Consider the following 25,955-nt stretch of genomic DNA (forward strand, 5'->3'; position numbering starts at 1 on the left):
CCCCCGCCGTGCCTCCCCCGTGGGTCTCCCCTCCGTCCGCGTCGGCCGGCCGCCGCGTCGGCCTGGCCAGCTCGAAGTCGCCGTCGGACCCGGTGGCTTCCGGTACGGCACCCCCGGGCGCCCCGGTCCGGTCGGCCGGTGTCGGCCCCGCCGCTCCCTCCGGTCCGTCCACCGGCGGGACACGGTTCCCCTCGTTCATGCTCTCCCCACGGCTGGGCCGCGACCGCGCGCTGCCGCGGCCATGGAACGTCGTCCACCGCCCCCGGGTCATCGCCGCGGGAGCGGTCTCACAGGATTCAACCAGGTTCGCGGGCCGGGACGCAGTGGCCGGTCAGGGCGACTGGTGGGGCACGGCGGGAGCGGCCGGGGAGGCCGGAGCGGCGGAGGGGGCGGTGTCGGGGACGGGGGCGGACAGCAGGCCGGGGCCGGTGACTGCGTTGGTGGTGGACCAGTCGGCGAGCGGCAGGGCCACGGTCTCGTCGAGTTTGCGTATCAGGGGGGAGACGGCGGCCACACCGGCCAGCACGGGCGCGGTCACGGCGCGCGCCGGCTCGGCCCGGTCCTGCCCGGCGGCGGGGGACGGCACTCCGGGGAGCAGCGGCGCGGACAGGGTGGTCGGCGCCGCCGGCGCCGGTCCGAGCAGCGCACCGCCCTGGGCCAGCAGCGGCCCCACCGGGCGGCGGCGCTGGGTGTCCGGCGTGGCCGCGCCTCCGCCCGCGCCGGTGCCGGCCGAGCGGGCCGGGGTCACGTTGCTGCCGGCGCCGGTGCCGCCGCGGGCGTCCGTGGTGAGGTCGCCGGGGAGGGAGGTCGTGACGCCACCGAGGGCGACCGCGGCCAGCGACACCGCGCCGGCGGCGGCGAACGCGAACCGCAGTCCGCGCGAGGCGGAGCGGCCGTCGTCCGGGCGGCCGACGGGATGGATGCGGAAGCCGCGGTCCTCGGGTGCGGCGACGCGGTCCGCGCGGGCCGGGAGGAGGCCGGGTGTGCGGGCGGGGACGTACCCGAACGGGAGGCGCTCGCCGCGGCTCACTCCGAACGGCCCGGAGGCGTCGGACGCGCCGGACGGTCCGCCGGCAGAGCCGCCGAGGAATCCGCCCCCGGGCGACGGCGTGCCGCCGCCGTCCAGGTCACCTCCCCCGGGGAGGCCCTGGAGGCGGGCCAGCAAGCTCGCCGAGGGCGGGGGCGGGGCCGCCTCCGCGAACACGTTCTTCAGCGCGCGCTGGGCGTCCGCCTCCGCTTTGCACCGGGCGCAGGTGGCCAGGTGCGCGAGGACGCGCTCACGCGTCTCATGACCGAGCTCTCCGTCCACGAGGGCGGAGAGCCGGTCTCCCAGGTGCTGCTCTGCGAGGCGCGCCTCCTCGACAGGTTTCGGCCGAGATCCACTCACGCGGTCGCGCCCCCTCCCCCCAGAGCGGGGACACGGGGGGCCAGGAACGAGCGCCGCTCGGCCGCGCGGGCCTCCGGGGAGCGGTGCGCGAGCGCCTTGCGGAGCTGGGACCGGCCGCGGTGGATGCGGGAGCGGACCGTGCCGAGCTTCACGCCGAGGGTCGCGGCGATCTCCTCGTACGACAGTCCTTCGATGTCGCACAGGACCACGGCGGCGCGGAACTCGGGCGCGAGGGTGTCGAGGGCCTGCTGGACGTCGGCGTCGAAGTGGGCGTCGTTGAAGAGCTGCTGCGGGGTGGGCTCGCGGCTGGCCAGGCGCTCGGCCGCGTCCTCGCCGAGGGCGTCGAAGCGGATGCGCTGCTTGCGCCGGACCATGTCCAGGAAGAGGTTCGTGGTGATGCGGTGCAGCCAGCCCTCGAAGGTGCCCGGCGAGTACGTCGACAGGGAACGGAAGACGCGGACGAAGACCTCCTGGGTGAGGTCCTCGGCGTCGTGCTGGTTGCCCGTCAGGCGGTAGGCGAGTCGGTAGACCCGGCCGCTGTGCGTGCTGACGATCTCCTCCCACGCGGGCGGAGTCCACGCCTGCCCGTCCGCGTCGGTGGCGAAGGTCGCGGTCTGGGTCTCGCCTGCGGCGAGACCGGCGGCGTGGCTGTCGGCAGCGGTGTCGGTCACGGATTTCGGCCTGCCCGCCGACCCGAGGAAGCGCCGCAGCACTCCTCCCCGATCCCCGGGCGCAGCCGCACCTCCCCTGTCGGCTCTGGTGGTGTCCAGTGGAGCCCCTACCATAGCCACCTCGCCCGTTAGCTCCGGATAAGCGGTTTTACGAGAATTTGATACACGCTGATACGGCTCATGCGCCTGCGTCAGCAGTTGCTCGGCGTCCTGATCCACCTCTCGCCCCCCGTCGCGTCCCCGGTCACCGGCCCATCCTTCTAAACGCCCGGTCCCATCTGCGGGTTCCCGCCGCCAACGGATACAGTCACGCCCAGGCAACCACGGGGACAGGAGAGGGTCATTACCGGCAACCGGCAGACGAGCTGGGCGTTCGCCGACGCCTTTGTCGCCGAGGACGAAGCGCTGCGCTGGGCCCGCGACCGGGCCCGCGAGGCAGGGCTGCGCTCGGTGTCGCCCAGCACGGGCGCCGCGCTGCGACTGCTCGCCGCCTCCGTGGACGCGAAGGCGGTCGCGGAGATCGGCACGGGCTGCGGGGTGTCCGGCATCCATCTGCTGCACGGGATGCGGCCGGACGGGGTGCTCACCACGGTGGACCCGGAACCGGAGCACCAGCAGTTCGCCCGGCAGGCCTTCCGCGTCTGCGGCTTCGCCAGCAACCGGGCCCGGTTCATCCCCGGCCGTGCGCTGGACGTGCTCCCGCGTCTCGCGGACGCCGGCTACGACCTCGTCTTCTGCGACGGGGACCGCCTGGAGTACCCCGACTACCTCGCTGAATCGTTGCGCCTGCTGCGGCCGGGCGGCCTGGTGGTCTTCGAGGGCGTGTTCGCCAACGGCCGTACGGTCGACTCCGGACCGCAGCCGACCGAGGTGCTGCGGCTGCGCGAGCTGCTGCGCACCGTGCGGGAGAGCCAGGAACTGGTCCCCTCGCTGTTGCCGGTGGGCGACGGCCTGCTGTGCGCCGTCAAGCGCTGAAGCCGCGGTGAGGGGTGCGGGAACGCGGCTGCCCCGGCACCGCGTACGATGCCGGGGCAGCCGGAAGGACTGATCGCTGGGGCGTCAGACGACGACCTTCTTCAGGGCGTCGCCGAGCGCCTCGGCCTCGTCAGGGGTCAGCTCGACGACGAGTCGACCGCCGCCTTCGAGCGGAACGCGCATGACGATGCCCCGCCCCTCCTTGGTCACCTCGAGCGGGCCATCACCCGTCCGCGGCTTCATGGCCGCCATGCTCGTTCCCCTTCCTGAAACCAGCTCATCGTCTGCCGACGGCCCCACGGGGCACCCGCCATCCGGAACGGACACGCGACACCGGCATCGAACACATTGCTTCCAAGCCATTATCCCGCATCGCAGGACCCGATGACCAACATCAGTCGGCATCGCTTGGGCAACGCGCGCGAGCAAAACCACCCAATTCGGCGATGTGGCTGCGATACTGCGCCCCCGCACGAAGATCCGCCGACGGCTTCCGCTCCGGTTTTCTTTGACGCAGGTCACACGTCCGGTCCGGTCCTCGGGCGGCGATCTCCGCCATGCTGTCCTCAGACATGGACGTACTGAGCGGTACGTCACCAGCCGCGAACCGGAGGGGATGCGCCATGGCCGACACCGTGCTCTACGAGGTGAGCGACGGACTCGCGACGATCACGCTGAACCGCCCCGAGGCGATGAACGCGCTGAACATCGCGACCAAGGTCGCCCTCCGGGAGGCGGCGGAATCGGCGGCCGGCGACACGGCCGTACGGGCGGTCCTGCTGACCGCCGCCGGGGACCGGGCGTTCTGCGTGGGTCAGGACCTCAAGGAGCACATCGGACTGCTGGCCAGTGACCGGGAGACCGGGGCCGGGCAGACGATGACCACGGTCAGGGAGCACTACAACCCGATCGTGCGGGCGCTCGCGGGGGCGCCGAAGCCGGTGGTCGCGGCGGTGAACGGCGTGGCGGCGGGGGCCGGGTTCGGCTTCGCGCTCGCCGCCGACTACCGGCTGGTGGCCGACAGCGCCTCCTTCAACACGTCGTTCGCCGGTGTGGCCCTCACCGCCGACTCCGGGATCTCCTGGACGCTGCCCCGGGTGATCGGCCCGAGCCGCGCCGCCGACCTGCTGCTCTTCCCGCGCAGCATCAGCGCGCAGGACGCGCTGGAGCTGGGCATCGCCAACCGGCTCGTCCCCTCCGCCGAGCTGCGCGCGGAGGCCGAGAAGGTGGCGCGGGCGCTGGCCGCGGGGCCGACGGTGGCGTACGCGGCGATCAAGGAGGCGGTGGCCTTCGGGCTGACGCACTCCCTCGCCGAGACGCTGGAGAAGGAGGACGAGCTCCAGACCCGGGCGGGGCAGTCCGAGGATCACGCCATCGCCGTCCAGGCGTTCGTGAACAAGGAGAAGCCGAAGTACCTGGGGCGATAGGGCCTCTCGTTCCCGGCCTGATCCGAACGAAAGACCCTGGCTCAGCGGGCGGTTCTCGCCACGCAGGTCTCCAGGTGGTCGTCGACCAGGCCGCAGGCCTGCATCAGCGCGTACGCCGTCGTCGGGCCCACGAACCTCAGGCCGCGTTTCTTCAGGGCCTTGGAGAGGGCCGTCGACTCCGGAGTCACCGCCGGGACGTCCGCGAGGGTCTTCGGGGCCGGGCGGGTCGCCGGGTCGGGGGCGTGGGACCAGATCAGGGTGTCCAGCTCGCCCTCGGCCCAGTCGGCGAGGACGCGGGCGTTGGCGAGGGTGGCGTCGATCTTGGCTCGGTTGCGGATGATGCCGGGGTCGGCGAGCAGGCGGTCGCGGTCGGTCTCGGTGAAGGCGGCGACCTTCTCGATGCGGAAGCCGGCGAAGGCCGCGCGGAAGCCCGGGCGGCGGCGCAGGATCGTGATCCAGGACAGGCCCGACTGGAAGGCCTCCAGGCTGAGCCGCTCGAAGAGGGCGTCGTCGCCGTGGACCGGGCGGCCCCACTCCTCGTCGTGGTACGACACGTAGTCGACGGTGGACAGGGCCCAGGGGCAGCGCAGGGCGCCGTCCGGCCCGGGAACGGCCGCTCCGGTGGTCATCGCTGCTCCTCCGGGCCCTCGCTCCGGTCCTGCTGTGCGTGGTGCGCGTGCGCGGCGGCGGCTCTCGCGCCGGCCAGCGCGGACTCCAGGTCGGCGATGCGGGCGTCCCGCTCCGCCAGTTCCGCCGCGAGCCTGCCGAGCGCGTCGTCGACGTCGGCCATGCGGTAGCCGCGCGGGGCGAGGGGGAAGCGCAGGCCCTCCACGTCCGCGCGGCGCACCGGACGGTCCGCGGGGAGGGGGTCGCGGAGCCGCTCGGGCGCCGCCTCGGGCAGCGGGGCGCTCTCCCCGCCGCCCACCACGGCCAGGGTCACCGCGGCGACCACGACGGCCAGCGCGACGACCAGGAACAAGAACATCACCATCGCCTTAGGGTCCCCACGCTCGTTACCGGACGCTGTGCCGGAAGCTGAAACTGTCAGGGTCCGATCGTGCCATGCGAGTCTGACAGTTAGGGTCGCAGGCGGCCGTACTGCGGAACGTACTAGGAGAGGTCACAGCGGATGCTCAGGCTGGGCAGGCGGGAATTCGGGCCGCACGAGCCGGTGATCATGGCGATCGTGAACCGGACGCCGGATTCCTTCTACGACCGGGGGGCCACCTTCCGCGACGAGCCGGCCCTGGTGCGTGTGGAGCAGGCGGTGGCCGAGGGCGCCGCGATCATCGACATCGGCGGGGTCAAGGCCGGGCCCGGGGAAGAGGTCACGGCTGAGGAGGAGGCGCGCCGGACGGTCGGTTTCGTCGCGGAGGTACGGCGGCGGTTCCCCGATGTGATCATCAGTGTGGACACCTGGCGGGCCGAGGTCGGCGAGGCCGTGTGCGAGGCCGGCGCGGATCTGCTGAACGACGCGTGGGGCGGGGTCGACCCGGGGCTCGCGGAGGTCGCCGCGCGTTACGGCGTGGGGCTGGTGTGCACGCACGCCGGTGGCGTGGAGCCGCGTACGCGTCCGCACCGGGTGACGTACGACGACGTCGTGGCCGACATCCTGGACGTGACCGTGGGGCTGGCCGAGCGGGCGGTGGCGCTCGGCGTGCCGCGCGAGTCGGTGCTGATCGACCCCGGGCACGACTTCGGGAAGAACACCCGGCACAGCCTGGAGGCGACGCGGCGGCTGGACGAGATGGTGGCCACGGGGTGGCCGGTGCTGGTGTCGCTGTCCAACAAGGACTTCGTCGGGGAGACGCTGGACCGGCCGGTGAAGGAACGGCTGATCGGCACGCTGGCGACGACCGCGGTCTCCGCATGGCTGGGGGCGCAGGTGTACCGGGTGCACGAGGTGGCCGAGACCCGTCAGGTGCTGGAGATGGTGGCGTCGATCGCCGGCCACCGGGTTCCCGCCGTGGCCCGCCGGGGTCTGGCCTGACCGACCAGGGGGCCGAGGCGGGCGGACGCCCCTCTCAGCCCCCGGTGCCGGCACCTAGCGGCCCGCCTCCTTGGACACCAGGGCCACCGCCTCGTCCACGTCGTCCGTCACGTGGAACAGCAGGAGGTCCTTCTCCGACGCCTTGCCCTGGGCCACCAGCGTGTTCTTCAGCCAGTCCACCAGGCCGCCCCAGTACGCGCTGCCGAACAGGACGATCGGGAACCGGGTGACCTTCTGGGTCTGGACCAGGGTCAGCGCCTCGAAGAGTTCGTCGAGGGTGCCGAGGCCGCCCGGGAGGACCACGAAGCCCTGCGCGTACTTCACGAACATCATCTTGCGGACGAAGAAGTAGCGGAAGTTCAGGCCGATGTCGACATAGGGGTTGAGCCCCTGTTCGAAGGGAAGTTCGATTCCGAGGCCGACCGAGACGCCACCCGCCTCGCACGCACCCTTGTTGGCCGCCTCCATCGCCCCCGGGCCACCGCCCGTGATGACCGCCCAGCCGGCCTGCACGAGTCCCCGGCCGAGCCGCACGCCCGCGTCGTACTCCGCCGAGTCCACCGGGGTCCGCGCCGAGCCGAACACGCTGATGGCGGGCGGGAGTTCGGCGAGCGTGCCGAAGCCCTCGATGAACTCCGACTGGATCCGCAGGACCCGCCAGGGGTCGGTGTGGACCCAGTCCGTGGGGGCGCGCTCGTCCAGCAGCCGCTGGTCCGTCGTGCTGGCCGTCACCTGGCCCCGCCGTCGGAGGACCGGTCCGAGCCGCTGCTCGTCCGGCGGCTGCTTCTTCCCCTCGGGATTGCCGGTAGGCATGTGCGCTCCCTCCGCTTGCCGGTAGTTCGATCTCAGACTAGATCGACGCGGGTTACGGCGGGGGGACCTGGGCGTGTCCGGCGTGCAGCGGCGCGCCCCGCACGGGCTACGCGGTGAGCCAGTTCCGCAGCCGTTCCTCGCCCGCGAGGATCTTCGCGGTCTCCACGCGCTCGTCCCGCTTGTGCGCCAGGTGCGGGTTGCCGGGGCCGTAGTTGACCGCGGGGATGCCGAGCGCGGAGAAGCGGGACACGTCCGTCCAGCCGTACTTGGGCCGCGGGGTGCCGCCCACCGCCTCGATGAAGGCGGCGGCGGCCGGCTGGGAGAGCCCGGGCAGCGCGCCGGGGCTGTGGTCGTCCACCACGAACTCCTCCACCCCGCAGTCCGCGAACACCTCCTGGACGTGCGCGACGGCCTCCTGCTCGGTGCGGTCGGGGGCGTACCGGAAGTTGACCGTGACCACGCACTCGTCCGGGATGACGTTCCCGGCCACTCCCCCGCTGATGCCCACCGCGTTCAGGCCCTCGCGGTACTCCAGCCCGTCGATGACCGGCCGGCGCGGCTCGTAGGAGGCCAGCCGGGCCAGGACGGGGGCCGCCGCGTGGATGGCGTTGGAGCCCATCCAGCCGCGCGCCGAGTGGGCCCGCTCGCCCTTCGTCCTCAGCAGCACCCGCAGCGTGCCCTGGCAGCCGCCCTCCACCTCGCCGTCGGAGGGCTCCAGCAGGACCGCGAAGTCGCCCGCCAGCCACTCCGGGTGGGCCTCGGCGACGTGCTTCAGGCCGTTGAGGTCGGCGGCGACCTCCTCGTTGTCGTAGAAGACGAAGGTCAGGTCGCGGTTGGGGGCCGGGACGGTGGCCGCGATGCGCAGCTGCACCGCCACGCCCGACTTCATGTCGCACGTGCCGCAGCCCCACAGCACCCCGTCCGCGTCGAGCCGCGAGGGCACGTTGTCCGCGATCGGCACGGTGTCGATGTGGCCGGCCAGGATGACGCGTTCGGCGCGGCCCAGGTCCGTCCGGGCGATCACGTTGTTGCCGTAGCGGTCCACCGTCAGGTGCGGCAGGGCGCGCAGCGCGGCCTCGATGGCGTCCGCGAGCGGCTTCTCGGTGCCGCTCTCGGAGGGGAGGTCCACGAGCCGCGCGGTGAGCGCGGCGGCGTCCAGCGTGAGGTCAAGCGAGGTGTCGGCCATGGCCACGACCCTAACGCGCCGTGCGCCGGGGCCGGGGGCGCGGAGGTCGGCGCGGTCCCCTCGGACCCCGCGTAAGGGTCCCGGGGTGCTCCAGTACCTTGTACGCGTGCCAGAGCCGTCCCCCACCCATCCCAAGCGCCGCGGGCGCCTCTTCCGTTACGCCGCGGCCCTGTTGGTCCTGTGCGGCGTCGCCGCGTACCTCGTGGTGCAGTACGTCACCGGAGGCGGCGGTGCGCGCGGCTGCACGGTGGTCTCGGCCTCGGACGACGGGGCGTCGTACGAGTTCACGCCCGAGCAGGCGGTGAACGCGGCGACGATCGCCGCCGTCGGCACCGGGCGCGGGATGCCCGAGCGGGCCGTGACGATCGCGCTGGCGACCGCCCTTCAGGAGTCGGGGCTGCGGAACATCGAGCACGGCGACCGGGACTCGCTGGGCCTGTTCCAGCAGCGGCCCTCGCAGGGCTGGGGCACCGAGCGGCAGATCATGGACCCGGCCTACGCGGCGGGCATCTTCTACGCGCACCTGGCGAAGGTGCCGGACTACACCGACCTGCCGCTGACGGTGGCCGCGCAGCGGGTGCAGCGCAGCGGCTACCCGGAGGCGTACGCCAAGCACGAGCAGGATGCCACGCTGCTGGCGGCGGCCCTGACCGGTCGGGCGGCGGCCACGCTGACCTGCGACGGGCGCCCGCAGCGCACGACCTCGGCGACCGGTCCGGACGCGGTCCGGGCCGCGCTGGTACGGGACTTCGGGCGGGACGCGCTCCAGGAGACCGGCGCGGTGGTGGGCGGGACCCCCGTGCCGTCGCCGTCCCCGTCGCCGAGCGTGACCGCGACCGCGCGCGGGCGGACGGTGACGGTTCCGGTGCCGGAGGGTGCGAAGACGGACGCGACCGGGCGTGGCGAGCAGGAGCGGGGCTGGCAGCTCGCGCAGTGGGCGGTGGCCAACTCCTCGGCGCTGCACATCGAGCGGGTGTCGTACGCCGGGCGGGTGTGGACCGCGGGGAGCGACGGCGACGAGTGGCGGACGGCCGGGCCGGACGGGGCCGGGGGCGCGCAGAGCTCCGCGGGGACGACCGGGGAGACGTCCGTGGGCTCGGTGCGGATCGTGGCCGGACAGTAGTACGGACGGTCACTCCGGCGGGTTGTGCGGCGCCGGGGCGCACGACGGTTCGGGTGGATGGTGTGTCCGCCTCGGGAACCCTTGGGAATCAAGGGCGGGAAGGATTCTGCGCGATTTCCGGCGGACGTTCTTTGCCCGTTTTTATCCACACCTGATAATGCGACGCGTTATCCATTCTTTACCTGGGGCGTCCGCAACCTTCGCGGGCTTCGAGCGGTAGTCACGGCGTCCGAGCCGGAGACGGGCTCGGACGCAGACACCGTTCTCTCCCGTCGAATGGAGCATCATGTCCCTCCCCCTGACCCGCCGGATCGCCCGTGCCGCGCTGCTCGTCGCAGCGGGAGCGGCTGCCGGGGTCGGTGCGGCCGGCTCCGCCGGAGCGGCCACGAACCTGCCGGTGGCCACCCCGAACCTGGGTGGTCTGACCGCCCTGGACGGCGCGCAGGTCGGCAACACCGTGGACAGTGCCGCGCAGAGCGTCACCGCCGCCGCGGGCCACACGGGCGGCAAGGCGTTCGAGCAGGCGGTGCCGGCCGCGGGCGCGACCGGTGGCAGTGCCGTGAAGAAGGCGGCCCCTGCGGCACAGCAGGCCGTGGGCGGTGCCGTCGGGGCGGCCGGGGGTGTCCTGGGGGACACGGCCTCCGGTGCCACGAAGGGCGGGCTGCCGACGGACTCCCTCGCCAAGGGCGGGCTGCCGACGGCGTCCCTGCCGACGTCCTCCCTGCCGGCCAAGGGCCTGCCGCTGGGCGGCTGAGCGCCCGGCTGTGCACGCCGACGGGGTCCGGGTTCCTCTCCTGGGCCCCGTCGGCTTGTGCGCCGGCGAGACGGACGGGTGGCCTAGGCCGTCAGGCGGGCCACCGCTGCCCGCACTCGTTCGTCCGTCGCCGTGAAGGCCACGCGGACGTGGTTCTGCCCCGCCTCGCCGTAGAAGTCGCCCGGGGCCACCAGGATGCCCCGATCGGCCAGGTGGGCGACCGTGGTCCAGCAGGACTCGTCGCGGGTGGCCCAGAGGTAGAGGCTCGCCTCGCTGTGTTCGATGCGGAAGCCGTCGGCGAGGAGCGCCTCCCGGAGGGCCTCGCGGCGGGCGGCGTAGCGCTCGCGCTGCTCGTGGACGTGGACGTCGTCGCCGAGCGCGGCCACGACCGCCGCCTGCGTCGGTGCGGAGGTCATCATGCCGCCGTGCTTGCGGATCTCCAGCAGGGGGCCCAGGACGGCCGGGTCACCGGCGACGAAGGCCGCACGGTAGCCGGCCAGGTTGGAGCGCTTGGAGAGGGAGTGGACGGCGACGACGCCGTCGTAGGAGCCGCCGTTGACGTCCGGGTGCAGGACCGAGACCGGGTCGGCCTCCCAGCCCAGCTCCAGGTAGCACTCGTCGGAGAAGACGAGGACGTCGTGGGCGCGGGCCCAGGCGACGATGTCCGTCAGCTCCTGCCGGGACAGGACCTTGCCCGTGGGGTTGGACGGCGAGTTCAGCCAGAGCAGCTTCAGGCCGGCCGGGTCCAGGTCGCGCGGGTCGTCGTAGACCTCGTACGCGGCGCGGGCCAGGCGGGCGCCGACCTCGTACGTGGGGTAGGCGAGGCGCGGGTACGCGACCGTGTCGCCGGGGCCGAGGCCGAGCTGGGTGGGCAGCCAGGCCACCAGCTCCTTGGAGCCGACGACCGGCAGGACGTGCCGGTGGGTGATCCCGCGGGCGCCCAGGCGGCGCTCCAGCCAGCCGGTGATCGCGTCGCGCAGGGCGGGGGTGCCCCAGACGGTCGGGTAGCCCGGGGAGTCGGCCGCGTCGATCAGGGCCTTCTGGACCAGCTCGGGGACCGGGTCGACCGGGGTGCCGACGGAGAGGTCGACGATGCCGTCCGGGTGGGCCGCGGCCGTCTTCTTGTACGGCTCCAGCTTGTCCCAGGGGAAGGTGGGAAGCCGGTCGGAGACTGCGGACACGGGAATCAGGCTCACTTTCGTACGGTGCGGCAAACGCCTCGGTCCCGTGCGGCGGTGATCAGGGTGATCGGGCCGTACGGGACCGAGGCGGCGCGGCGCTGCGTGGCGGGCGGCCGCTTGGTGCTCAGACGGTCACTCGCCCTGCGGCGGCAGCGCGGCGACGAAGGGGTGGTCGCGCTCGATCAGCCCCAGCTTGCTGGCGCCGCCGGGCGAGCCGAGCTCGTCGAAGAACTCGACGTTCGCCTTGTAGTAGTCCTTCCACTCCTCCGGGACGTCGTCCTCGTAGAAGATCGCCTCGACCGGGCAGACCGGCTCACAGGCACCACAGTCGACGCATTCGTCCGGGTGGATGTACAAGGACCGCTGGCCCTCGTAGATGCAGTCGACCGGGCACTCCTCGATGCACGCCTTGTCCTTGACGTCGACACAAGGCTGCGCGATGACGTAGGTCACGCTGTCGTTCCTCCTCGATAGGGCGCTGGCGGGCCTCCTCAGGCTCCGCCGCCTGGCGCGCGGGAGCGCGGCGTCGTCGATGCCCGCCCCTAGTATCTCCGTTCCGGAGCATGATCCGAACAGGAGGGGTGAACTGACCAGTGGAAATCTCGGCGAAAGGACGCCCGGAGGTCCGAATCACCCCTTCTGACGTGGGGAAACGGGTCTCTGTACGGCGGTTGGGCGAACCCGGTGCCGGACCGGAGAAGTTCACTGACACGGTGGGTGTTCTCACATCATGGGACGGGGGCGTGCTCATGATCACACGGCGGGACGGCGAACGGGTCCGGATCCCGCAAGCCGCGCTGGTCGCCGGGAAGGTCGTGCCCGCCGCCCCGGCGCGGCGCAGGGGGCCCGCCGCCACCTACCCGGAGCTCGCGCGGGTCACCTCCCGGGCGTGGCGGCCGGTGGAGAGCGAGCGGCTGGGCGAGTGGGAGCTGCGGGCGGCGGGCGGGTTCACCCGGCGTGCCAACAGCGTGCTGCCGCTCGGGGACCCCGGGCTTCCGCTCGACGCGGCCCTGGTGGCCGTACGACGCTGGTACGGCGAGCGCGGCCTGCCCGCGTACGTGCAGACCGCGACCGGCGCCGAGGGGACGCAGGAGATGCTGTGCGCGGAGCTGGAGCGGCGCGGCTGGGTGCGGGAGGTGACCGCCGAGCTGTGGACCGGACCCCTGGCGCCGGTCGCGGACCGCGCCGCGGGCGCGGGCGTGGTCCTGTCCCGGGCGGTGGACGAGGCGTGGCTCGCCCGGTACCAGCGCAAGGGGGTGAGCGAGGTGGCCCTGCGGGTGCTCGGATCCGGGCCGTCGGTGTGGTTCGCCTCCGTGCCCGGCGGGGAGGGCGAGCCGCCGGCGGCGATCGGGCGGTGTGTCGTGGACGGGCGGTGGGCCGGGTTCGCCGCCGTCGAGGTCGACCCCGGCCGGCGGCGGCAGGGGCTGGCCACCGAGGTCATGGCCGCGCTGGCCCGGCGCGCGCTGGAGGAGGGCGCCTCGGCGGCCTGGCTCCAGGTGGAGACGGACAACGACTCCGCCCGAGCCCTCTACCGCGCCCTCGGCTTCACCCCCCACCACGCCCACCACCATTACCGGGCCCCCGAGGAGCAGGACGCGCAGGAGCGACCGCCCGCCTCCGCCGACTGCCCGGCACCGGGTGACACGCCTGGGACGCGCTCCCTACCGGGGGACAGCCCTGAGACCGGGTCCCTGCCCCAGGACGGCCCTGGAACCCGGTCCCTGCCCACGAACGACCCCCAGACCCCGGACCCAGGCAAGTGACGCTCCCAGCACCCGCCCCCAGCAGGGCGGTATGCCCAACGGCCGGACCCACGCGAGCAGCCACCCCGGCAACCGAACCCAGCCCGCCGACACGCCCAGCACCCCGGCCCAACCGAGCAGCCACCCCGGCAACCGAACCCAGCCCGCCGACACGCCCAGCAGTGCGACGCGGCCGAGCAGCCACCGCGACGGCCGGAACCGGCACGGCGGCCACCCGGTGTCCCGAGCGCCGCAGGCATACCGCTTCGGGGGGCCGTAGAACTCCCCGTGGAAGGGCATGAGGCTGCCATGAGTCATCCGTATCTGCCGCCCCCGTATCCGCCCCCGGAGGACCGCTCCGCCGAGCTGCGGCGGCGGTTCGCCGAGGAGGCGCGGTCCGAGCGGCCGGACCTGTCGGCGCTGTGTCTGCTGATCGGTGCGGAGACGGACGGCTCGCTGGACGAGGCCGGCATCGACGCCGCGCAGGCGGAGCTGGACCGGCTGGCGGGCGAGCTGCCGTACCGGCCGGACGGGCCGCGGGCCTGGGCGGAGGCCGTACGACGGCTGCTCGGCACCCGCTACGGGTTCCACGGGACGCCGGGCGACTACCAGCGGCTGGAGTCCTCCCTGCTGCACGAGGTGCTGCGGCGACGGCGCGGGCTGCCGATCCTGCTGTCGGTGGTGTGGCTGGAGGTCGCGCGCCGGGCGGGCGCCCCGGTGTACGGGGTCGCGCTGCCGGGGCACTTCGTGGTCGGGTTCGGGGCGGCGGCGGAGCAGGTGCTGGCCGATCCGTTCGACGGTGGCCGGGTGCTCACCGGGACGGACGCCGAGCTGCTGGTCGTGGGTGCCACGGGCACGCCGCTCGACCCCTCGATGCTGGAGCCGGCGGCGCCCCTGGAGGTCGTCCAGCGCATCCTGAACAACATGCGGGCGTGGGCGGCTGCCCGGCCGGAACGGTCCGACGTCGCGCTGCGGGCGGTGGAGCTGGCCCTGCTCATCCCCTCGCACCCGGCGCGGCTGCGCTACGAGCGCGGACAACTGCTGGTGCAGCGCGGCGAGTTCGTCGCGGGCGCCGAGGAACTGCAGCACTACGCCGACCTGATCGAGGTGGTGGACGAGTCGGCGGCCCGCAAGGTCCGGCAGGAGGCGCGCACGGCGAGGTCCAAGCTCAACTGAGGTGGTTACTCAGAGCCACCCCTTGTCCCGGGCGATCCGTACCGCCTCCGCCCTGTTGCGCGCGGCCAGTTTCTGGATGGCGGTCGACAGGTAGTTGCGGACGGTGCCCTGGGACAGGTGCAGTGCCTGGGCGAGTTCCGCGTTGGTGGAGCCGTCGGCCGCCGCGCGGAGCACCTCGCGTTCGCGCTCGGTGAGCGGGTTGGCGCCCTCGGCGAGCGCGGCGGCGGCCAGCGTGGGGTCGATGACCCGCTCCCCGGCCAGCACCTTGCGGATCGCCTCGGCGAGCTGCGCGGCCGGGGCGTCCTTGACGAGGAAGGCGTCGGCGCCCGCCTCCATGGCGCTGCGCAGATAGCCGGGGCGCCCGAAGGTGGTCAGGACGACCAGCTTGACCCGCGGGTGTTCCCGGTGCACCCGGGCCGCGGCCTCGATGCCGGTGCAGCCGGGCATCTCGATGTCGAGCAGTGCGACGTCCACGCCGTGCGCGCCGACGGCCGCGAGCACCTCGTCGCCGCGCGCCACCTGGGCGACGACCTCGATGTCGTCCTCCAGTCCGAGCAGTGCGGCCAGCGCCTCGCGGACCATCGACTGGTCCTCGGCGAGGAGTACCTTGATCATGCTCGTCATGCCCCGGATCCTACGTCCGCCCCGGCGGCCGTGGGCACGCGGGCGACGAGCCGGAAACCGTGCCTGACCCGGCCCGCCTCCAGGGTGCCGCCGGCCTTCTCCAGGCGCTCGGTCAGCCCGGTCAGTCCATTGCCGGGCCCCTTCCCGGAGCCCCCGCTCCCGTCGTCCTCGACGGAGAGTTCCAGCACCGGTCCGTCCAGGGTCTGACGGCGCAGCAGCCGTACGGCGCAGCGGTCGGCGCCGCTGTGCCGGACCACGTTGGTGACCGCCTCGCGCAACGCCCAGGCCAGCGCGGACTCGGCCTCCTCGGGCACGCCGGCGAGGTCGGGTTCGGCGGGCACCTCGGCGACGACCCCGGCGGCCGTCAGCGCGGCCTGGGCGCCGGCGAGTTCGGCGGCGAGCCGGGGCCGCCGGTAGCCGGTGACGGCCTCGCGGACGTCGACCAGTGCCTGCCGGCTGACCTGCTCGATGTCGGCGACCTGGCGGGCGGCCTTGTCGGGGTGGTCGGGCAGCATCCGGCCGGCCAGCTCGCTCTTCAGCGTGATCAGCGACAGCGAGTGGCCGAGCAGGTCGTGCAGGTCGCGGGCGAGGCGGAGCCGCTCCTCGTTGGCGGCGAGCTGGGCGACGGTGGCCCGCGCCTTGCGCAACTCGATGGTGGTGCGCACCAGTTGCCCGACGCCGGCCATCGCGAACCCGATGAGGACGACGAGGAGCAGCAGACCACGGGCCTCCTTCTCGTTCGAGTGCAGCCCGACGAGGTACATCAGCGCGGCCGTCGCCGGGATCGCCCAGTACGACGCCCGGACCGGCAGGGTGGCCCCGCAGGCCACCGACAGGTAGACGAAGAGGCCGAGCCAGGCGCTGCCGAGGGTGTAGGCGAGGACGGGGGCCAGGACGGCCAGGACCGCGATGAGGCCGACGACGGTCCGGGGCGCGAAGGGCCGGCCCACGTTGCGGAAGACCAGCGCCAGGTAGACCCCGACGAACGCGGCCAGGCCGAGGGAACCGGCGAGGGTGGCGCGCGCGGTGTGGTGGCCGCTGACCAGGTCGTCGACCGGTGAGCCGAGGAAGACCAGCCACACGCCGATCCACAGCACCTTGGCCAGCACGTCCCGCCGGGTGCGGGGGCCCTGGCCCAGCCGCACCTGGTGTTCCGGCCGCTTCTCGCGGGTCAGGGGGTCTTCCGTCATCGCGCTCACGCCTTCAGCGTGTCCTTCCGGTACAGCCAGGCCGCGCCGCCCGCGAAGAGGACGAAGTAGACGGCGAGGACGGCGATGTCCGCCGCGTGGGGCGCCTGGCTCTGCTCGATCGCCCGTCCCAGGGCAGCGTACGCGTGCGTGGGGAGCCACTTGGCGATGTCCTGGAGGACCTGCGGGAAGGTCGTGGACGGCATCCACAGGCCGCCGAGGATCGACAGACCGAAGTAGACGATCATCGTGATCGGGCGGACCGCGTCCCCGGAGGCGAGGTAGCCGAGGGCGACGCCGAGCGCGGCGAAGACGAGGCTGCCGGCCCAGATGACCCCGGTGAGCGCGAGCCACTGCCAGGCGTCCAGTCGTACGTCCTTGAGGCCGGCGGCGACGGCGAACACGACGACGATGGCCGGCAGGCTCACCACGGCGGCGCTCGCGGTCTTGGCGAGGACGTAGCCGCGGCCGGGCAGCGGGGTCAGCCGCAGCTGCCGTACCCAGCCGCTCTCGCGTTCCTTGGCGATGCGCTCGCTGTTGCCCATCAGGACGGCGGTCAGGGCGCCGAAGGAGGCCATGGAGACCATCAGGTAGGTGGCGACGGTCAGGCCGCTGCCGTCGACCCGCTCGTTCGCGCCGGCGCTGCTGGAGAAGATCAGGTAGATGATCGACGGGTAGAGCACCGAGAAGAACAGGAATTTCCTGTTCCGCAGGGCGCGGGCCAGTTCGAGCTTGATGAGGGCGTTCACGACTGCTTGGCCTCCTCGGCCTCCGTGATGGCGACGAAGGCCTGCTCCAGACCGAGCCCGGCGACTTCGAGGTTGCGGGGGTAGACACCGAGGCCGTACAGGGCGTGCACGGTCGCGTCGGCGTCGGACGACTGGATGCGGACGGTCTGGCCCGAGACGTCGACCGAGGTGAGGAACGGCAGCCCGCGCAGGGCGGTCTCGTCGATCTCACCGGCCAGGTCGAAGGAGATCCGCCGCGCGCCCGCCCTGGCCTTGATCTCGGCGGCCGTGCCGTCGGCGAGGAGCCGGCCCCGGTGCAGCACCAGGACCCGGTCCGCGATGGCGTCGGCCTCTTCCAGGTAGTGGGTGGCGAAGAGGACCGTACGGCCCTGGTCGGCCTGTTCGCGCATGGTGGCCCAGAAGGCCTGGCGGGCGGCGACGTCCATACCGGTGGTCGGCTCGTCCAGGATGATCAGGTCGCTGTCCCCGGCGGTGGCGAGGGCGAACCGGACCCGCTGCGCCTGGCCGCCGGACAGCTTGTCGACCTTGCGGCCGGCGATCTGGGCGATGCCCGCGCGGGCCAGCACGTCGGAGACCGGGTACGGCCGCGGGTGCAGCGAACAGGCCAGCTTCACCAGTTCGGCCACGGTGACCCCGTCCATCAGGCCGCCGCTCTGCAGCATCGCCCCGACCCGGCCGGCGGTGATCGCCTCGCGCGGGCTGCCGCCGAACAGGCTCACCGTGCCGCTGTCGGCGTGCTTGAGCCCGAGGAGCAGGTCCAGGGTGGTGGACTTGCCGGCCCCGTTCGGGCCGAGCAGGGCGACGGTCTCGCCCGGGTACAGGCGGAGCGAGAGGCCGTCGACGGCCCGCACGCTCCCGTACGTCTTGGTCACCTGGTCGAACCCGACCACCGGGGTGGTGGTGGCCGGTGCCGCTGTCGTCGTCATGCCGTCCATGCTGGCGGCGGGGGCCGGGGAGCGGGCAGTGTCGGGGGTCCTGAGTGCCGCATGACAGATGTCACGCGGATCAGGTGACGGACACGGCGAGGGGCGCCCCCTCGGCGGGAGCGCCCCTGGAAACGGCCGGACTAGCTGGGGTTGGTGTCGATGACCCCGACCCGCTCCGCCTCCGTCTTGCCCCGCAGGGCCTGGCGCAGCGCGCCGACCACGTCCTGCGGCAGCACGCCGCGCTTGCCGGTCGCGGTCTGGATCTGTACGCCGTCGAAGGTGCTGCCGTAGGCCTCCTTGAGCGCGTTGAGGTCGTACGTGTCCACGAGCTTGCCGTCCACGGCCTTGAAGCCGAGGATCTTCGGCAGCGACAGCGGACCGAACCGGATGACGTGCGCCGCGTCGGTCTGCACCTTGACGATGCCGGACATCGCGGGCTTCGCGAAGTCCTTCATCACCCGGTCCACCTCGGCGTTCGACACCGTCGGCTGCTTGATGGTGGTCGGCACGGTGACCGGGGACGCGCTGCCCGTCTCCACCAGCGTGCGGTACGCCTGCTCGACCGCCGAGGTCGAGCGGCCGGCGTCGATGGCCTTGCCCGCCTTGCCGTAGACCGCCACGGCCTTGCCGCCGGACTCGAACTTGATGGTGCCGTCCGTGGCCGAGCCCGAGCCGCCGCCGGCCTGCTGGAGCGCGGCCTGCAGCTTCTCCTCGTCCACCGGCATGACCGGCTGGACCACGCGCTTCTGCCCGAAGAGGGAGCCGACGACGTGGACCGGGTTGTAGTCGCTCTTCGCGGCCCCGCTCACCGTGGCCTGGTAGTCGAACTGGAGACCGGCGTTCTCCGGCGTGAGGGTGACCGTCTTGCCGCCCACGGCCAGCTTCAGCGGCTTGTTCACCCGGCTGCCGAAGGCGTCGTCCAGCTTCTTGACGGCGTCGTCGCGGGTGCCGCCGCCGATGTCGACACCGAGCACGGTGGTGCCCTTGGGCACGTCGGTGTGGTTCATCAGCAGTCCGGCGCCGTAGGCACCGCCCGCCACGACGAACACGCCGACGACCAGCAGCATCAGCTTGCTGCGGCCCTTCTTCTTCGGCTTGCCCGCCGCCTTGGGCGCGGCGGCCGGCTCCGGCTTGGGCGCCGCGGGTGCCGCCGGACCGCCGGGCTGGGTGCCGAACGGGGGCTTCCCGGCGTTCGGGACGACCGGGATGCCGCTGGTGACGGTGTGTCCGGAGACGTTGTCGGCGGACGGGGAGCGGTATCCGGGCGTGCCCGGCTCGGGGGCCGGCTTCTGCGGGGTGAGGATCGCCGTGTCGTCGCTGAGCCCGCCACCGGGGACACGGCCCGCCGGACCGCCGGGGGTGACTCCCGGAGCACTCGGACCGCCGGGGGCACCGGGACCGCCGGGCCGGCCGGCACCGCCGGGTCCGTTGAAGCCGCCGGGACCGCCCGGACCACCCGCGGCACCGGGCGCGTCGAGATCGGCGATGTCGGTGAGGGCGCTGCGCGCGGGCGAGGTGCCGTGGCCGCCGAATCCGGCGCCGGCCGGGCCGTCGAAGGGCTCGCCCGGCCCCATGCCGACGCCACCGGCGGCCGGCGGGACGAGGGTGCCGTCACCGGTCACCGGACCGCTGGTGGGACCGGCCGGCCCGCCCTGCGGACCGCCGGGGCCGCCATGGCCACCGGGTCCGTCGAAGCCGCTGGCGCCGCCGGGACCGCCGTTGCCACGGGCACCGCCCGCGGCACCGCCGAAGCCGTCGTGGCCGCCGACGCCCGCGGCACCGCCGCCGAAGCCGTCGTGCCCGGCCGCCCCCGCCGCACCGGCACCATAGCCGTCCCGGCCGCCGGTGCCCGCCGGGCCCGTGCCGAAGTCGTCCTGGCCGCCGTTCTCCGAGAAGTACGGCAGGTCGTCGCGGCGGGGCTCGTCGGAGCCGGTGGAGCCGGGGCGGGAGCCGCCGCCGAGGGGGCCCGCGGTCAGCGCCTCGGTCACGTCGAAGGAGCCGGTGCCGCCGCCGTGACCCGGGGCGACCGGGCCACCGGTGGCGCCGGGCAGGCCCTTGCCGTTCGTACCGCCGGGGCGGGGACCGCCCGGCACGCTCATGGAGCCGACCACACCACCGGGACGGCCGCCGCCGGGGCGTGCGCCGGTGGTACCGGCCGCACCGGAAGCCCCAGGACCACTCGAACGGGTGCCCGACCCGCCGGAGGAGGCGGTGGCGGCGGAACCACCGGACGTTCCGGCGCCGTTCGTGCCCCCGCCGCCCGGACCGCCCTTGGGCGCGCCGGACTTGCGGGGCGCGAACCAGTCGCTGGTCTTCTCCTCCGCCTGGGCGGCGGGCTCGGCCGGGGCCTCGGCGGCGCTGGCGGACGGCCGTTCGGCCACGGGCGGCGGCTCGGCGGCCGGCGCCTCCTCGGCGCCCTCGCCGTCCCCGACGGGCTTGCGCACGACGACCGGCGGGATGGGCCGGGACCCGGGGATGTTGATCCGGATCCGGGTCGTCAGCGTGGTCTCGGTCTTCTTCTCCTCCGGTCGCGTGCCCGAACGGCCCGCGCCCGTACCGTCGTCGGAAGCCATGGGGGTCCCGTACGGCGGCGTGCCGGAGGGGTATGCGGCTCCGCCGCGCCCGTTGGGCCCGGAGGACGGAGTGTCAGTTTCACGACTCAAGGCAGGTTCTCCCGGTTGGCTCCACCGCCCGTTTCGACCTCAGCTGGGGGTACCCCCTGTTCGAGCGCAGTCGAGAACTTGGGGGAGGCTCGGCGGCGCGCACCACCATACTGGCCACTTCTGGCGCGTATCCCATGACCGCCGAGGAAACCCACACCGGACTCGCACGCGCGCGGTACGGCGAAGTGGTACGTCACTTGCCAAGTCGGGCGGAGCCGCCGCGCGGTTGCCGCCCCGCGCCGACGGTGGCGCAGATCACAGCGAGGGCCATGCCGCCGAGCAGGTACAGATAGGAGCTGCCGCCCGCGCCGAAGAGGTAGTCGCCCTCCGGGCGCGTGGTGGTGAGCAGGATGACCGCGACCACCCAGCCCGCCGCCGGCGCGACCGCCCCGCCCCGGCCCCCGGTGGCGTACGCGCCGCCGAGGAAGAGGCCGGCGGCGCCCGCGAGGGCGAGCAGCAGCCCGCCGGGGAACCAGGCGGCCTGGAGCAGGGCCCCGGCGAGGCCGGTGACGGCGCCGAGCAGGAACAGCCCGACGAGGGCGGCGGCCCGTCCCGCGGAGGGCGGGCGCAGCGGCTGGGCGAGCAGGGAGCCGTTCCCGCCGTCGCTCATGACGTCTCCCCGAGGTCGAGACCGGCGAAGAGGTCGGTCTCCCCGCGCTGTCCGGGCCCGCGCACCAACTCGTAGTACTCGGTGGTGAACAGCGGCTGGGCGAGTTCGTTGGAGAGCGCGAAGTACGGCTCGGCGACGTGGATCTGGGTGGCGTGCGCGCGCATGGCGGCGGCCTTGGCGGCGGCGTACGCGGTGCCGTCGATCGTGGTGGTGATCCGCTCGTCGGCCACCACGCCGGGCACGTCGTCCACGGTGGCACCCTTGTCGAACGGCAGTGCGGGCAGCTCGTCCTGGAGGCGGGCGAAGGCGGCGTCGGCGACGGAGCGCGGGACGCGGCTCCAGTACACCTTGGCGATCCGGTGGCCGCGCTCGGCCGCGAGGTCGACCGCGCGCATGGCGACGCGGTGCGCCTGGACGTGGTCCGGGTGGCCGTAGCCGCCGTCGTCGTCGTACGTCACGAGGACCTGGGGACGGACCTCCAGGATCACCTCGGCCAGCCTCCCTGCGGCCTCGTCGACGTCGGCCTGCCAGAAGCAGCCCGGGTCGTCGTTGTCGGCGAGGCCCATCATCCCGGAGTCGCCGTACCGCCCGGCGCCGCCGAGCAGCCGGGCGTCCGTGACGCCGAGCGCGGACACGGCCGCGGCCAGCTCGCCGCGCCGGTGCGCGCCCAGCGCGGCGCCCGTCAGATGCCGCAGCTCGGGCGGGATGACCTCGCCCCGCTCCCCCAGGGTGCAGGTGACCAGGGTGACGTGGGCACCCTCGGCCGCGTACCTGGCCATGGTCGCGCCGTTGTTGATCGACTCGTCGTCCGGGTGCGCGTGCACCAGGAGAAGACGCCGGGAGGGCAGTTCCGTCATGGCCACCACCCTACGAGGTCCCCGCGCCCGGTCCCGCGACGCCGGCCGTCAGAACTTGATGCTGCCGATCATGCTCGCGACGTTGGTCGTCAGCTCGCTGATCGTGGGAGCGACGGTCGAGGAGGCGAGGTAGAAGCCGAGCAGGACGCAGATGACGGCGTGGCCGCCCTTCAGCCCTGACTTCTTGATCAGCAGGAAGACGATGATCGCCAGCAGCACCACCGCCGAAATCGAGAGTGCCACGGCGGCTCACCTCCAAAGATCCCAGGGACGCGGGTTCCAGATCAGTTGAGCAAGTCCATGCAGACGCCAGCGGGTTCATACCCACTCTGCGGTAGTGATCATAACTATCCGTACTCGCGCATCGGTCGGCGCACAGCCGCACAAGGGGGCGCATGGCCAATATGGTCTGGGTATGACGACCGAGGCTGACTCCTTCCCCCGTCGGCACGCCCGGACCCAGCGGTTCACGCTCGGCGCGCCGCGTGCGTTCACCGTGGCACCCGACGGTTCGCGTGTCGCGTTCCTGCGTTCCGGCTCGGGCACCGACCGGGCCAACTCCCTGTGGGTCATGGATCTTCCGGGGGGTGCGGAGCGGCTGGCGGCCGATCCGCGCACGCTCCTCCAGGGCGCCGCCGAGGAGCTCTCGGCCGAGGAGCGGGCGCGCCGCGAGCGCAGCCGCGAGGGCGGCGCCGGGATCATCGGCTATGCCACCGACAGCGCCGTGGAGTTGGCATCTTTCGCCTTGTCAGGGCGGCTTTTCACGGCGGAGCTGCGCGCCGGCACGGCACGTGAACTCCCCGTCCCCGGGCCGGTGATCGACCCGCGTCCGTCCCCCGACGGCCGGCACATCGCGTACGTCGCCGGGGGCGCGCTGCGGGTGGTGGACGCCGAGGGCGGCGACGACCGGGCGCTGGCCGAGCCGGAGTCGGCGGACGTCTCCTACGGCCTCGCGGAGTTCATCGCGGCGGAGGAGATGGCACGTTCGCGGGGCTTCTGGTGGGCGCCGGGGTCGGACCGGCTGCTGGTGGCACGCGTGGACGACACGCCGGTACGGCGGTGGTGGATCTCCGATCCGGCCCACCCGGAACGTGAGCCGGTCGGCATCCGGTACCCGGCCGCGGGCACCCCCAACGCGGACGTCCGCCTGTTCGTGTGCGGGCTGGACGGGACGCGCACGGAGGTGGTCTGGGACCGCGCGCGCTATCCGTATCTGGCACGTGTGCACTGGTCAGAGGCGGGTGCGCCGCTGCTGCTGGTACAGGCGCGGGATCAGCGCAGCCAGCTCTACCTGGCGGTGGAACCGGATTCCGGGGCCACGCGGATGGTGCACGCCGATGAAGATCCAACTTGGCTGGAACTGTTCGCTGGTGTGCCCTGCTGGAACCCCTCCGGGCAGCTCGTCCGTATCGCTGACGAGGGCGGCGCACGGGTGCTGGCGGTCGGCGAACGTCCCTTGACCAGCGGTCAGTTGCACCTGCGCGCCGTTCTGGACGTGGGTGCGGACGACGTACTGGTTTCCGCCTCTTCCGGTCCGGAGGCCGAGGCACCGGAAATCGGCGAAGTCCACGTGTACCGGGTGAACGAACTGGGTGTGGAGCGCCTGTCGCGGGAACCCGGTGTGCACTCGGCGGTGCGCTCCGGGAACGTGACCGTCCTCGTGTCGGCCGCGCTGGACCGGCCGGGCGCCCGGGTCGAGGTGCTGTGTGACGGAAAACCGACGGCCACTGTCCGGTCGTACGCCGAAGATCCCAGTTTGTCCCCCCGGGTCACCCTCACCCAAGGGGGCGCACGCCGAATTCCGTGCGCCGTGCTTATGCCACGGGACTACCCCGATGACACTCCCCTGCCGGTCCTCCTGGACCCCTACGGCGGTCCGCACGGCCAGCGCGTGGCCGCCGCCCACAACGCCCACCTCACCTCCCAGTGGTTCGCCGACCAGGGCTTCGCGGTGGTCGTCGCCGACGGCCGGGGCACCCCGGGCCGCTCGCCCGCCTGGGAGAAGTCGATCCGGGACGACGTGGCGGCGGTCGTCCTCCAGGACCAGGTCGACGCGCTGCACGCGCTCGCCGAGCGGTACCCGCTGGACCTCACCCGGGTGGCCATCCGGGGCTGGTCCTTCGGCGGCTATCTGGCGGCGCTGGCGGTGCTGCGCCGCCCGGACGTCTTCCACGCGGCGGTGGTCGGCGCGCCGGTCACCGACCTCAGGCTGTACGACACCCACTACCAGGAACGCTATCTCGGCGACCCGGGCGAGCAGCCGGAGGTCTACCGGCGCAACTCGGTGATCGACGACGCGGGCTTGGTCGACCCGGCCGAGCCGCACCGCCCGATGCTGGTCATCCACGGGCTGGCGGACGACAACGTGGTCGTCGCGCACTCGCTGCGCCTCTCCTCCGCACTGCTGGCCGCCGGCCGCCCGCACGAGGTGCTGCCCCTGTCCGGAGTGACCCACATGACCCCGCAGGAGACGGTCGCGGAGAACCTGCTCCTGCTCCAGCTGGACTTCCTCCGACGCTCCCTCCCCGAGCCGGGCGGGCAGGCCTGAACTGCGTTAACACGCAGGCAACTTCACCGAAGCGGTACCGATATACGGACACGGGAGGCTGATCAGCGTACGGCCGTGCGGGTGCCGTGAACGGGCCGGGGTGCGCCATGTCACCCCGGCCCGTTGCCGTTCAGCCGGGACTCCTCCGGCGGTACCACTTGTTTTTCCTCCGCGAAGTGGCAGGCCGAGGGGTGCGCGGCGGGGCCGGCCGCGTCACGGAAGGCGGCCGGCACGGCGAGCGCGGGGACCTCCACGGCGCAGCGTGCTTGTGCTTTCCAGCAGCGGGTGCGGAAGCGGCAGCCGCTGGGGATGTTGGTGGGGGAGGGTACGTCGCCGGTGAGGATGATGCGTTCGCGGTGTTCGCGGGCGTCGGGGTCGGGTACGGGGACGGCGGAGAGCAGGGCCTGGGTGTAGGGGTGGGTGGGGTGGTCGTAGATCTGGGTGTCGCGGCCGGTCTCGACGATGCGGCCCAGATACATGACGGCGATGCGGTCGGAGATGTGGCGGACGATGGACAGGTCGTGGGCGATGAAGAGGTAGGAGAGGTCGAACTCCGCCTGGAGGCGGGCGAGGAGGTTGATGACCTGGGCCTGGACGGAGACGTCGAGGGCGGAGACGGGTTCGTCGGCGACGATGATCTCGGGGCGTAGTGCCAGGGCGCGGGCGATGCCGATGCGTTGGCGTTGGCCGCCGGAGAACTGGTGGGGGTAGCGGTTGACGTACTCGGGGTTGAGGCCGACGACGTCGAGGAGTTCCTGGACTCTGCGGCGGCGGTCGGTCTTGGGGGCTGCTTCGGGGTGGATGTCGTAGGGCTCGCCGATGATGTCGCCGACGGTCATGCGGGGGTTGAGGGAGGTGTAGGGGTCCTGGAACACCATCTGGATGTTGCGGCGCACGGCCTTGAGGGCCTTGCCGGACAGGCGGGTGATGTCCTCGCCCTTGAACGTGATGGTGCCGGCGGTGGGTTGTTCGAGGCCGCACAGGAGTTTGGCGACGGTGGACTTGCCGCAGCCCGATTCGCCGACGATGCCGAGGGTTTCGCCCTGGGCGAGGGTGAAGTCGACGCCGTCGACGGCCTTGACCGCGCCGGTCTGCTTCTTGAACAGGATGCCCCGGGTGAGGGGGTAGTGCTTGACCAGGCCGCTGACTTCGAGGAGCGGCTCAGTGTCCGAGGTCATCGAGGCACTCCCTCCAGAAGTGGCAGGCGCTGCCCCGTGTGTCGGAGACCTGGTACAGCGGGGGTTCGTCGGTGTGGCAGATGTCCCGGGCCAGGGGGCAGCGGGGGTGGAAGGAGCAGCCGGGTGGGATGTGCGTCAGGTTCGGTGGCAGGCCCTTGATGGCGTAGAGCTGGTGGCCTTTGTGGTCC

General features: G+C 73.2%; 27 protein-coding genes. 8 read left to right on the forward strand and 19 right to left on the reverse strand.

All coding sequences use genetic code 11. The features are described from left to right. Positions 1 to 331 precede the first annotated feature (331 nt). Together C3492_RS40475 and sigE are read right to left on the reverse strand one after the other, a co-directional pair. A complete protein-coding gene (locus C3492_RS40475) occupies positions 332 to 1,387 on the reverse strand; it encodes a zf-HC2 domain-containing protein (protein WP_181140812.1) in 1,056 nt (351 codons plus the stop codon). Next, positions 1,384 to 2,100: an RNA polymerase sigma factor SigE gene (gene sigE / locus C3492_RS40480; protein WP_078611813.1), complete on the reverse strand. Its 717-nt coding sequence runs from the start codon at positions 2,098 to 2,100 to the stop codon at positions 1,384 to 1,386. Before sigE ends, C3492_RS40475 begins: the two co-directional genes overlap by 4 nt. 234 nt (positions 2,101 to 2,334) lie before the next feature. Between sigE and C3492_RS40485 the strand changes: the two genes are divergently transcribed. Next, on the forward strand, positions 2,335 to 3,033 hold the full coding sequence (locus tag C3492_RS40485) for an O-methyltransferase (RefSeq protein WP_103817595.1): 699 nt from the start codon (positions 2,335 to 2,337) through the stop codon (positions 3,031 to 3,033). An 84-nt stretch (positions 3,034 to 3,117) separates the two neighbouring features. On the opposite strand, the gene C3492_RS40490 is transcribed toward C3492_RS40485, so the two are convergent. Beyond that, positions 3,118 to 3,285, reverse strand: a complete 168-nt coding sequence (locus C3492_RS40490) for a DUF3117 domain-containing protein (RefSeq protein WP_018544333.1) — start codon at positions 3,283 to 3,285, stop codon at positions 3,118 to 3,120. Positions 3,286 to 3,656: 371 nt separating this feature from the next. Here C3492_RS40490 and C3492_RS40495 point away from each other — a divergent pair, with 371 nt between their 5' ends. Continuing rightward, the gene (locus C3492_RS40495; RefSeq protein WP_103817596.1) at positions 3,657 to 4,460 is read left to right on the forward strand and encodes an enoyl-CoA hydratase-related protein; all 804 of its coding nucleotides are present in this window, start codon (positions 3,657 to 3,659) and stop codon (positions 4,458 to 4,460) included. 41 nt (positions 4,461 to 4,501) lie between these two features. On the opposite strand, the gene C3492_RS40500 is transcribed toward C3492_RS40495, so the two are convergent. After that, positions 4,502 to 5,089, reverse strand: a complete 588-nt coding sequence (locus C3492_RS40500; RefSeq protein WP_103817597.1) for a DNA-3-methyladenine glycosylase I — start codon at positions 5,087 to 5,089, stop codon at positions 4,502 to 4,504. Further along, positions 5,086 to 5,451, reverse strand: a complete 366-nt coding sequence (locus C3492_RS40505) for a DivIVA domain-containing protein (protein WP_103817598.1) — start codon at positions 5,449 to 5,451, stop codon at positions 5,086 to 5,088. The genes C3492_RS40500 and C3492_RS40505 overlap by 4 nt, the downstream gene beginning before the upstream one ends. A gap of 138 nt (positions 5,452 to 5,589) precedes the next feature. Between C3492_RS40505 and folP the strand changes: the two genes are divergently transcribed. Continuing rightward, positions 5,590 to 6,450 carry a dihydropteroate synthase gene (gene folP, locus C3492_RS40510; protein ID WP_103817599.1) on the forward strand — a complete coding sequence of 287 codons (861 nt, stop codon included), beginning with the start codon at positions 5,590 to 5,592 and terminating at the stop codon, positions 6,448 to 6,450. A 54-nt stretch (positions 6,451 to 6,504) separates the two neighbouring features. Here folP and C3492_RS40515 read toward each other — a convergent pair whose 3' ends face one another. Next, entirely contained in the window at positions 6,505 to 7,263 is a 759-nt protein-coding gene (locus tag C3492_RS40515) for a TIGR00730 family Rossman fold protein (protein ID WP_103817600.1), read from the reverse strand. Between the two features lie 106 nt (positions 7,264 to 7,369). Next, positions 7,370 to 8,449 carry a succinyl-diaminopimelate desuccinylase gene (gene dapE, locus C3492_RS40520; protein ID WP_103817601.1) on the reverse strand — a complete coding sequence of 360 codons (1,080 nt, stop codon included), beginning with the start codon at positions 8,447 to 8,449 and terminating at the stop codon, positions 7,370 to 7,372. Between the two features lie 106 nt (positions 8,450 to 8,555). Between dapE and C3492_RS40525 the strand changes: the two genes are divergently transcribed. Beyond that, positions 8,556 to 9,572, forward strand: a complete 1,017-nt coding sequence (locus C3492_RS40525; protein WP_181140813.1) for a heavy metal transporter — start codon at positions 8,556 to 8,558, stop codon at positions 9,570 to 9,572. Between the two features lie 286 nt (positions 9,573 to 9,858). Further along, complete coding sequence (locus tag C3492_RS40530; protein WP_103817602.1) at positions 9,859 to 10,326, forward strand: ATP-binding protein; 468 nt, start codon at positions 9,859 to 9,861, stop codon at positions 10,324 to 10,326. Between the two features lie 83 nt (positions 10,327 to 10,409). On the opposite strand, the gene C3492_RS40535 is transcribed toward C3492_RS40530, so the two are convergent. Together C3492_RS40535 and fdxA are read right to left on the reverse strand one after the other, a co-directional pair. Further along, a complete protein-coding gene (locus tag C3492_RS40535; protein WP_103817603.1) occupies positions 10,410 to 11,507 on the reverse strand; it encodes a bifunctional succinyldiaminopimelate transaminase/glutamate-prephenate aminotransferase in 1,098 nt (365 codons plus the stop codon). 132 nt (positions 11,508 to 11,639) lie between these two features. Next, the gene (fdxA, locus tag C3492_RS40540; protein WP_014674796.1) at positions 11,640 to 11,960 is read right to left on the reverse strand and encodes a ferredoxin; all 321 of its coding nucleotides are present in this window, start codon (positions 11,958 to 11,960) and stop codon (positions 11,640 to 11,642) included. A gap of 140 nt (positions 11,961 to 12,100) precedes the next feature. On the opposite strand from fdxA, the gene C3492_RS40545 reads away from it, so the two are divergent. Together C3492_RS40545 and C3492_RS40550 are read left to right on the forward strand one after the other, a co-directional pair. Then, positions 12,101 to 13,270: a GNAT family N-acetyltransferase gene (locus C3492_RS40545; protein ID WP_374938427.1), complete on the forward strand. Its 1,170-nt coding sequence runs from the start codon at positions 12,101 to 12,103 to the stop codon at positions 13,268 to 13,270. A gap of 288 nt (positions 13,271 to 13,558) precedes the next feature. After that, on the forward strand, positions 13,559 to 14,425 hold the full coding sequence (locus tag C3492_RS40550) for a transglutaminase-like domain-containing protein (protein ID WP_103817604.1): 867 nt from the start codon (positions 13,559 to 13,561) through the stop codon (positions 14,423 to 14,425). A gap of 9 nt (positions 14,426 to 14,434) precedes the next feature. On the opposite strand, the gene C3492_RS40555 is transcribed toward C3492_RS40550, so the two are convergent. From C3492_RS40555 to C3492_RS40590, 8 genes are all read right to left on the reverse strand, one after another. Further along, positions 14,435 to 15,049, reverse strand: a complete 615-nt coding sequence (locus C3492_RS40555) for a response regulator transcription factor (protein ID WP_030649794.1) — start codon at positions 15,047 to 15,049, stop codon at positions 14,435 to 14,437. Further along, the gene (locus tag C3492_RS40560; RefSeq protein WP_103817615.1) at positions 15,046 to 16,239 is read right to left on the reverse strand and encodes a sensor histidine kinase; all 1,194 of its coding nucleotides are present in this window, start codon (positions 16,237 to 16,239) and stop codon (positions 15,046 to 15,048) included. Before C3492_RS40560 ends, C3492_RS40555 begins: the two co-directional genes overlap by 4 nt. Before the next feature lie 5 nt (positions 16,240 to 16,244). After that, entirely contained in the window at positions 16,245 to 16,985 is a 741-nt protein-coding gene (locus tag C3492_RS40565; protein ID WP_103817605.1) for an ABC transporter permease, read from the reverse strand. Further along, positions 16,982 to 17,911, reverse strand: a complete 930-nt coding sequence (locus tag C3492_RS40570; protein WP_181140814.1) for an ABC transporter ATP-binding protein — start codon at positions 17,909 to 17,911, stop codon at positions 16,982 to 16,984. The genes C3492_RS40565 and C3492_RS40570 overlap by 4 nt, the downstream gene beginning before the upstream one ends. A 140-nt stretch (positions 17,912 to 18,051) precedes the next feature. Continuing rightward, positions 18,052 to 20,574 (reverse strand): hypothetical protein, encoded by a 2,523-nt coding sequence (locus C3492_RS40575; RefSeq protein WP_103817607.1) that lies wholly within the window; start codon positions 20,572 to 20,574, stop codon positions 18,052 to 18,054. Between the two features lie 193 nt (positions 20,575 to 20,767). Further along, complete coding sequence (locus C3492_RS40580; RefSeq protein ID WP_103817608.1) at positions 20,768 to 21,184, reverse strand: DUF6113 family protein; 417 nt, start codon at positions 21,182 to 21,184, stop codon at positions 20,768 to 20,770. Further along, positions 21,181 to 22,041 (reverse strand): N-acetyl-1-D-myo-inositol-2-amino-2-deoxy-alpha-D-glucopyranoside deacetylase, encoded by an 861-nt coding sequence (gene mshB / locus C3492_RS40585; protein ID WP_181140815.1) that lies wholly within the window; start codon positions 22,039 to 22,041, stop codon positions 21,181 to 21,183. The genes C3492_RS40580 and mshB overlap by 4 nt, the downstream gene beginning before the upstream one ends. 48 nt (positions 22,042 to 22,089) lie before the next feature. After that, positions 22,090 to 22,284 carry a hypothetical protein gene (locus C3492_RS40590; protein ID WP_031163587.1) on the reverse strand — a complete coding sequence of 65 codons (195 nt, stop codon included), beginning with the start codon at positions 22,282 to 22,284 and terminating at the stop codon, positions 22,090 to 22,092. Positions 22,285 to 22,456: 172 nt separating this feature from the next. Between C3492_RS40590 and C3492_RS40595 the strand changes: the two genes are divergently transcribed. After that, positions 22,457 to 24,589, forward strand: coding sequence for a S9 family peptidase (locus C3492_RS40595; RefSeq protein ID WP_103817610.1), 2,133 nt, complete (start codon positions 22,457 to 22,459; stop codon positions 24,587 to 24,589). A gap of 110 nt (positions 24,590 to 24,699) precedes the next feature. Here C3492_RS40595 and C3492_RS40600 read toward each other — a convergent pair whose 3' ends face one another. Beyond that, a complete protein-coding gene (locus C3492_RS40600; RefSeq protein WP_103817611.1) occupies positions 24,700 to 25,767 on the reverse strand; it encodes an ABC transporter ATP-binding protein in 1,068 nt (355 codons plus the stop codon). Next, positions 25,751 to 25,955, reverse strand: a 205-nt coding sequence (locus C3492_RS40605; RefSeq protein WP_374938428.1) for an oligopeptide/dipeptide ABC transporter ATP-binding protein, incomplete at its 5' end; no start/stop codon positions are given. The genes C3492_RS40600 and C3492_RS40605, both read right to left, overlap by 17 nt.

Origin of the sequence: Streptomyces sp. Ru62 (genome assembly GCF_002920615.1) — a bacterium.
In the GTDB taxonomy this organism is placed as follows: domain Bacteria; phylum Actinomycetota; class Actinomycetes; order Streptomycetales; family Streptomycetaceae; genus Streptomyces.